Here is a 7,961-nt window from a genome sequence, read left to right as displayed (position 1 = left end):
ACCTGGTGCACGGCTCGGACTCGCCGGAGTCGGCCGACCGCGAGATCAAGATCTGGTTCCCGAACCTCTGAGCTGTCACCGGGCCGGCGGATCACGCCGGCCCGGCCCAGGGGTCGATCAGAGGTGGTCGAGCAGGGCGGTCAGCGGCCGGGGAATGCGGTCGAGGTCGACGGCCTCGGCCATCAGCCGGGCGTAGTGGTACTTGCCGCCGGAGCGGCCGCCCATGAGCCGGCGGAGCTGGTCGTGCAGGCTGCGGCCGCGCTGGGCGGGCTGCCGCTGGAGCTTGCGGAACGAGGCGAGACGGCCCTCGGCCTCGACGAGGCTTTCGACCTGTGACGGGCCGACGGCCCGGATGAGCTCGTCCTCGAGGTCGGCGGTGCAGCGGAAGAAGCCGCTGTCCTCAAGGTCGGCGTCGGCGAGCCCGAAGCGGTCCAGGGCGCGACGGAAGTAGCGTTCCTCGGCGCTGTCGTAGAGCCCGGCGACGGTGACGTCGAGCGGGACGTAGCGGTCGAGGTAGTGGCCGATGTTGGTGGCGCCGCCCATGGCCTCGACGTGAATGCCCTCAGCGGCCAGGTCGCGGCCGCGCCGCCGGGCGACGACCTCCAGCGCGAGCTGATCGCTGACCCCCTCGACCAGCACCACGGCGCGCATGACGCCAACATATGTCAGGGGTGCCCGCTACCGTCGGATCCGTGAGTGACGACGCGGTCCTTGTGCAGGCGGACGGCCTGGTCAAACGATTCGGCGACTTCGAGGCCGTGCGCGGCGTGGACGTGAAGGTCCGGCGCGGCGAGGCCTTCGGCTTCCTCGGCCCGAACGGCGCGGGCAAGTCGTCGACGATGCGCATGATCGCCTGCACGTCTCCGCGCACGGCCGGCGAGCTGCGGGTGCTGGGCCTCGACCCGGATCGGCACGGCCCGCGGATCCGAGGTCGGCTCGGCGTGGTGCCACAGCAGGACAATCTCGACAACGAGCTGACCGTCCGGCAGAACCTCCAGGTGTACGGCCGGTATTTCGGCCTGTCACGCCACCAGGTTCGGGCCAGGGCGACGGAGCTGCTGGAGTTCGCGCAGCTGTCGGACCGCGCCGACGATCAGGTGGAACCGTTGTCGGGCGGCATGAAGCGCCGGTTGACGATCGCCCGCTCGCTGGTGAACGAGCCGGAACTGCTGCTGCTCGACGAACCGACGACCGGCCTCGACCCGCAGGCGCGACATCTGTTGTGGGACAAGCTGTTCCGGCTCAAGCAACAGGGCGTCACGCTCATCGTGACCACGCACTACATGGACGAGGCCGAGCAGCTCTGCGATCGGCTGGTGGTGATGGACGGCGGTCGGATCGTGGCCGAGGGGTCGCCGGCGGCGTTGATCGCCGAGCACTCCAGCCGCGAGGTGCTGGAGCTGCGGTTCCCGATCGACCAGCAACACCACCATGTTCCGCTGGTCGAGGATCTCGCCGAACGGGTCGAGGTGCTGCCGGACCGCCTGCTGCTCTATGCCACGAACGGCGAAGCCGTGCTGGCCGCGGCCACGCGGCGAGGCATGCGGCCGACCTCCAGCCTGGTCCGCCGGGCCACGCTGGAGGACGTGTTCCTGCGCCTGACCGGCCGGACGCTGGTGGACTGATGCGACCCGTCCTTCTGGTGCTGGAGCACTTCTGGACCTGGTACCGCCGGAACTGGCGGGCCACGGTGGTGTCGACCGTGTTGCTGCCGCTGATGTTCTTGGGGGCCATGGGTTTCGGCCTCGGCAGCCGGATCACGCCGGGGCCGGCCACCGACGGCCTGCCCTACGTCGTCTACCTCGCGCCGGCCATGCTGGTGGCGGCGGCGGTGCAGGTGGCGACGGCGGAGTCGTCGTTCCCGGTGCTGGGCAGCCTCAAATGGGACCGGCGCTACTACGCCATCACGTCCACACCCGTCACCGTGGACCAACTCCTGATGGCCCAAGCCTTGTGGGTGGCGTTGCGGGTGTTGATCAGCGGCCTGGCCTACATAGCCGTCGCCGCACTGTTCGGTGCGTTCACCAACGCCGGCGTGCTGCTCGCGGTGCCGGTGTCGGTGCTGGCCGGCATGGCCTTCGGCAGCTGGATCCTGGCCCTGGCGGCATCGGTGAACGACGAGGGCGTGACGTTCGGCAACGTGTTCCGGTTCGTGCTGGTGCCGATGACACTGTTCGCCGGCACCTACTACCCGATCAGCCAGCTGCCGGCGTGGAGCCGCCCGCTCGCCTGGATCACACCGCTGTGGCACGGCAACGAGCTGGCCCGAGCGGTCGAGTTCGGCGGCATGGGCGCCCTTGCCGCGGTCGGCCACGTCGTTTACCTGGTGGTGCTGACGGCCGGCGGCCTGCTGGTGGCCCGGCAGCGGTTCCACGCACGGCTGAAGGTCTGAGGGGGAGACGTGACGGTGCTGCGGATCGTGCCGATGGGCAGCTACGCCGGCCGGGCCCGGGCCGTGATCGAGCGGTCCGCGCTGGTCAACCGCCGGAACTGGCTGCTGGTGGTGTCCGGCGTGTTCGAACCTCTGTTCTATCTCTTTGCTCTGGGCATCGGATTCGGCGGTATCGTCGGCACCCTGACCGGGCCCGACGGCAGTCCCATCAGCTACGCCGCGTACGTCGCCCCGGGGCTGCTGGCGGCCTCGGCGATGAACGGGGCGATCCACGACTCCACGTTCAACATCTTCCTCAAGCTCAAGTACGCCAAGGTGTACGACGCCATGCTGGCCACCCCGCTCGGGCCGACCGACGTGGCGCTCGGCGAGACCTCCTGGTCGCTGATCCGGGGCGGCATCTACGCCGCCGGCTTCCTGGCCGTCATGGCCGCGCTGGGCCTGATCAGCAGCCCGTGGGCGCTGCTGGCCCTGCCCGCCGCGCTGCTGGTGGCGTTCGGCTTCGCGGCCGTCGGCATGGGCGCCGCCACGCTGATGCGCTCCTGGCAGGACTTCGACCTGATCCTGCTGGTGCAGATGCCGATGTTCCTGTTCTCCACGACGTTCTTCCCGATCACCGTCTATCCGGAGCCGATCCGGATCGCCGTGGAATGCTTCCCGCTCTATCACGGCATCGAGCTCATGCGGGCATTGACGAGTGGGGCCGTGACCTGGGGAATCCTCGGCCACGTCGCCTACTTCGCGATCATGGTGGCGGCCGGCGGCTGGTTCGCCGCCCGCCGCCTCGGCACGCTGCTCCTGACATGAGCGTTACCCTTGCCGGGTGAGTGTCGAGTCTGTCTTCCCCGCGTTGGAGCCGCTGCTGCCGCGGGTGTCCAAGCCGGTCCAGTACGTCGGCGGCGAGCTGAACGCGACCGTCAAGGACTGGGACTCGGCCGCCGTGCGCTGGTGCCTGATGTACCCGGACGCCTACGAGGTCGGCCTGCCCAACCAGGGCGTCATGATCCTCTACGAGATCCTCAACGAGCTCGAGGACGTGCTGGCCGAGCGCACCTACACGGTGTGGCCGGACCTGGAGGCGCTGATGCGGGAGCACGGCGTCCCGCAGTTCACGGTGGACGCGCACCGCCCGGTCAGGGCGTTCGACGTGTTCGGCCTGAGCTTCTCCACCGAGCTCGGCTACACCAACATGCTCACGGCGCTGGACCTGGCCGGCATCCCGATGCACGCCGCCGACCGCACCGACGACGACCCGATCGTGCTGGCCGGCGGGCACGCGGCGTTCAACCCGGAGCCGATCGCCGACTTCATCGACGCGGCGGTCCTCGGCGACGGCGAGGAAGCCGTCCTGGAGATCACCGACATCGTCCGCGAGTGGAAGGCCCAGGGCCGCCCCGACGGCCGCGACGAGCTGCTGACCCGACTGGCCGAGACCGGCGGCGTCTACGTCCCGCGCTTCTACGACGTCGAGTACCTGTCCGACGGCCGGATCCAGCGCGTGGTGCCCAACACCGACCGCGTGCCGTACCGGGTGTTCAAGCGCACCACCATGGAACTGGACGAGTGGCCGTACCCGAAGCAGCCGCTGGTGCCGCTGGCCGAGAGCGTGCACGAGCGGATGAGCGTGGAGATCTTCCGCGGCTGCACCCGGGGCTGCCGCTTCTGCCAGGCCGGCATGATCACTCGCCCGGTGCGGGAGCGCTCCATCGAGGGCATCGGCGCGATGGTCCAAAAAGGACTGGAGGCGACCGGCTTCGAGGAGGTCGGCCTGCTCTCGCTGTCCAGCGCCGACCACTCCGAGATCGCCGAGATCACCAAGGGCCTGGCCGACCGCTACGCCGGCACCAACACCGGGCTTTCCCTGCCCAGCACCCGGGTCGACGCCTTCAACGTGGACCTGGCCAACGAGATCTCCCGCAACGGCCGCCGGTCCGGCCTGACGTTCGCCCCCGAGGGCGGCAGCGAGCGGATCCGCCGCGTCATCAACAAGATGGTGTCCGAAGAGGACCTGATCCGCACGGTCAGCGCGGCGTTCTCCAACGGCTGGCGGCAGGTGAAGCTGTACTTCATGTGCGGCCTGCCGACCGAGACCGACGAGGACGTGCTGCAGATCGCCCGGATGGCCAAGGAGGTCATCAAGGCCGGACGTGTTGCCAGTGGCCGCAAGGACATTCGCTGCACCATCTCCATCGGCGGCTTCGTGCCCAAGCCGCACACGCCGTTCCAGTGGGCGCCCCAGTGCGACCCGGACACCGTGGACGACCGGCTGCGCAAGCTGCGGGCCGAGGTGAACCAGGGGGACCGCAGCCTGGCCCGCAACATCGGCATGCGCTACCACGACGGCAAGCCCTCGCTGATCGAGGGACTGCTCAGCCGTGGCGACCGCCGGGTCGGCCGGGTCATCGAGCGGGTGTGGCGTGACGGCGGCCGGCTGGACGGCTGGAGCGAGCACTTCTCCTACGACCGCTGGGTGAACGCGGCCGACAGCGAGCTGGAGCCGCTGGGCGTGAGCCTGGCCTGGTTCACCACGCGTCAGCGCGAGGAGACCGAGGTCCTGCCCTGGGACCACCTGGATTCGGGGCTGGACAAGGAATGGCTCTGGGCCGACTGGCAGGACGCCCTGTCCGAGCAGGAGCAGGACGACTGCCGCTGGACCCCGTGCTTCGACTGCGGCGTCTGCCCGGCCATGGGCACCGACATCCAGGTCGGGCCGACCGGCCGCCCGTTGCTGCCGATCTCCCCGGTGGGCAAGGGATCTCCGGTCAGGAACCCGTCACTGACCGGCGGCTAGCTGCTCGGGGCCGATCGGCATCGCTTTGCCGGTCGGCCCCTTGTCCGTCTGGGTCGGGGCGTCGGTCGTCGGCGCGCCCGTCTGCGGCCGGGGCGTGGTGCCGCTGGACACGGCGGCCAGGGCGTTGACCATGCCGTGGCCGTAGAAGCCGTTGAACGAGGCGTAGCCGGAGCAGTAGGCATCCTGCGCGCCGGTGTCGTTGAGGTCGTAGTCGCTGGGGCACTGCACCGGCTTGGCCTGCTGGTTGAGCAGCTTCGTCAGCTGCGCGGGCGTGTCGCCGGGATGCGTGGACGCCAGCAGCGCCGCCACGCCGGTCACGTGCGGGGCCGCCATGGACGTGCCGCAGAAGTTGCCGTAGCCGCCGGGCACCGTGGACACCACGCACGCGTTGTCGCCGTTGGCCGGCTTCTGGTGCACGTCGCCGCCCGGGGCCGTGACGTCGACCGCGCCCAGGCCGTACGAGCTGTAGCTGGCCTTGACCTGGTTCGCGCCCACGGAGGACACCGCCACCACGTCGCGCTCCGCGGCCGGCAGCACCGAGCAGTCGCCGCCGATGCTCCGCACGGGGTGGCTGGGGGCGTTGTCGGGGCTGCGCGTGTCCGTGCCGGGCTGCGTGAGGTCCACGGCCGAGTTGGTCACCGCGGCGATGTTCAGCACGCCCTGCGAGTTCGCGTAGTCCACGGCCCGCTTCATGGCCTCCGTGACCACACGCTGGCCCTGCTGGTCGGAGCAGGTGTACTCCCACGGGTCCACGTAGTAGCTGTTGTTGGTGATGGCGATGCCGTGCGTGGCGGCCCACATGAAGCCGCACACCGCGTACTCGGGGTAGATGTAGCCGTCGTCGTCCACCACCTTCACGGAGGCCACGCGCACGCCCGGCGCCACGCCCGTGACGCCCTTGCCGTCATCGGCGGCGGCGATGATGCCGGCCACGTGCGTGCCGTGCGAGGACGTCGTCGGGGCCCATGCCGCCACGCTGGTGTCCGGCTTGCCGGTGAGGCAGCCCACCGACAGCTGCGGGTCCAGCGCCGGCTTGAGGTCGGGGTGGCGGGGGTCGATGCCGGAGTCCAGCACGCCGACCACGACCCGCGAGTCGCCCTCGGTGATCTGGTGGGCCAGGTTGGCGTCGATCTGGCGCATGTCCCACTGCTGGTCGCCCAGGTCGGCGCTGGGCACCGACTCGGTGCTGGTCAGCAGGGAGGCGGCGGACATCGTCTCGTCCGCCTTCTTGCGGCTCGACTGCCCGGTCGCGGTCCAGGACTCGCCCTGCGCGCTGTAGGCCCGGTCGGGGCCGATCTTGTCGCCGAACCCGGGGTCCGGTGAGGTGACCACGGCCACGGCGATCGGCGCGTAGTACACGGTGGTGGTGCCGCAGGCGGCGGAGATCTGGGCGTCGGCGTCCGGCTCGGGGGTGCCCTTGTCGAAAACCACCAGGTAGCGCAGGGTGGGGCCGGGCTGAACGCACCCGGACGGCGTGACGTCGTCCGCGCCGGCCGCGGGCGCGCCGAGGCACCCGGCCGCGAGCAGGGCTGCGCCCAGTGCCGCCAGCTGTGCCCGGCGGAGCAGAGGCACTGCGGACCTCCATCTCTGGGGTGGGCGTTCGGGGGTCGCCCACGTCAGCGATCAGCCGGACGGTAGCCACCGCCCGCCCGCCGGACAACCCCGGCGTTGCTCAGTGTCCCCGGGACCGGCCGGGTACCGTCCTACCGGACCCGTCGATCCAGCCAAGGAGAGTAGTCCTGAGCCGCCACGACCAGCCCAACCCGTCCGCCGCCGCGGTGCAGAAGCTCCGGCTGCGCTACACCAAGCGGGGTCGGCTCCGGTTCACCTCCCACCGTGACGTCGCTCGCACCTTCGAGCGGGCGCTGCGGCGGGCGGGCGTGCCGATGGCGTACTCCCAGGGCTTCAGCCCGCATCCGAAGATCTCCTGGATCGGCGCGGCCCCTACCGGGGTGGCCAGCGAGGCGGAATACGTCGAGGTCGGCGTGGTCGACCGGGTCGATCCCGAGGCGCTGCGCAAGGCCCTGGACGAGGCGCTGCCGCCCGGTCTCGACGTGGTCGACGCGGTGCAGGCCGAGCAGGGCTCGCTGGCCGAGCGGATCGACGCCAGCCGTTGGCTGGTCGAGCTGCCGGGGGTGGAGCCGGAGGAGCTGGCCAAGGCGGTCGAGGCGCTGGTGGCGGCCGAGTCCGTCGAGGTCGAGCGGCTCACCAAGGACGGGCGGCGGATCATGGACGTCCGCCCGGGCGTGGTCAGTGTCGAGGTGGGCGATGTGACCTCGCTCACGGCGACGCTAAGTGATCAAGGTGTGGGCGCATCGGGTGATTTGGCCGACGCGCCGATTCCGCGTAAGGACGACGACACGGCGGCGTCCCGTCCGTATGGGATACTCGTGATGGTGGTACGGCAGCTGACCCCTGCGGTGCGACCCGATGACGTGCTGAGTGCGCTCCGCGTCGTCGCCGGCCTCCGGCCCCCGGTACCCGCCAAGGCGACCCGGTTGGCGCAGGGCCGGCTAGACGACGCGGGTGGGCTCGTCGACCCGTTCGCCCCAGATGGGCGCGGGACGGCGGACCCGGCCAGGGAGCAGGAGCCGGACCAGCCCGCCGTCGAATGACCTGTCGCCCGCAGGCCTGGCCCCGCCAGGAAGCCGGGCGGCGCCAGGCAAGGTTTCCCGTCGCCGACGGCGACGGAGACAGAACAGAGAACGGGCCCCTGTGTGGCCGCGTCCAGACACTGGACGCGCCCGGGGGCGGAGGAGCTACATGTCGAAGAAGAAG

At 70.7% G+C, this 7,961-nt stretch carries 7 protein-coding genes; 5 read left to right on the top strand and 2 right to left on the bottom strand.

Translation table 11 applies throughout. The annotated features are described in order from the left end of the window. Positions 1–117: 117 nt before the first annotated feature. Positions 118–651: a TOPRIM nucleotidyl transferase/hydrolase domain-containing protein gene (locus KUTG_RS16970; protein ID WP_043718013.1), complete on the bottom strand. Its 534-nt coding sequence runs from the start codon at positions 649–651 to the stop codon at positions 118–120. 11 nt (positions 652–662) lie between these two features. On the opposite strand from KUTG_RS16970, the gene KUTG_RS16965 reads away from it, so the two are divergent. Genes KUTG_RS16965 through KUTG_RS16950 form a run of 4 tightly spaced genes read left to right on the top strand, consistent with a single transcriptional unit; the run spans position 663 to position 5,183 of the window. After that, positions 663–1,625: an ABC transporter ATP-binding protein gene (locus tag KUTG_RS16965; RefSeq protein ID WP_052394750.1), complete on the top strand. Its 963-nt coding sequence runs from the start codon at positions 663–665 to the stop codon at positions 1,623–1,625. Then, positions 1,625–2,392, top strand: a complete 768-nt coding sequence (locus KUTG_RS16960) for an ABC transporter permease (RefSeq protein ID WP_052394748.1) — start codon at positions 1,625–1,627, stop codon at positions 2,390–2,392. Before KUTG_RS16965 ends, KUTG_RS16960 begins: the two co-directional genes overlap by 1 nt. A 33-nt stretch (positions 2,393–2,425) precedes the next feature. Further along, entirely contained in the window at positions 2,426–3,199 is a 774-nt protein-coding gene (locus KUTG_RS16955; protein ID WP_052396603.1) for an ABC transporter permease, read from the top strand. A 16-nt stretch (positions 3,200–3,215) separates the two neighbouring features. Then, positions 3,216–5,183: a TIGR03960 family B12-binding radical SAM protein gene (locus KUTG_RS16950; RefSeq protein WP_043718006.1), complete on the top strand. Its 1,968-nt coding sequence runs from the start codon at positions 3,216–3,218 to the stop codon at positions 5,181–5,183. Here KUTG_RS16950 and KUTG_RS16945 read toward each other — a convergent pair. Further along, entirely contained in the window at positions 5,166–6,755 is a 1,590-nt protein-coding gene (locus tag KUTG_RS16945; RefSeq protein WP_063753531.1) for a S8 family peptidase, read from the bottom strand. The two genes, KUTG_RS16950 and KUTG_RS16945, sit on opposite strands and share 18 nt — an antisense overlap. Before the next feature lie 206 nt (positions 6,756–6,961). On the opposite strand from KUTG_RS16945, the gene KUTG_RS16940 reads away from it, so the two are divergent. Further along, the gene (locus tag KUTG_RS16940) at positions 6,962–7,798 is read left to right on the top strand and encodes a TIGR03936 family radical SAM-associated protein (protein ID WP_043718003.1); all 837 of its coding nucleotides are present in this window, start codon (positions 6,962–6,964) and stop codon (positions 7,796–7,798) included. Positions 7,799–7,961 lie beyond the last annotated feature (163 nt).

The sequence above is a fragment of the Kutzneria sp. 744 genome (genome assembly GCF_000568255.1).
Taxonomy (GTDB): domain Bacteria; phylum Actinomycetota; class Actinomycetes; order Mycobacteriales; family Pseudonocardiaceae; genus Kutzneria.
Note: the sequence above shows the minus strand (reverse complement) of the source record. Positions and strands in the feature narration are given on the sequence as shown.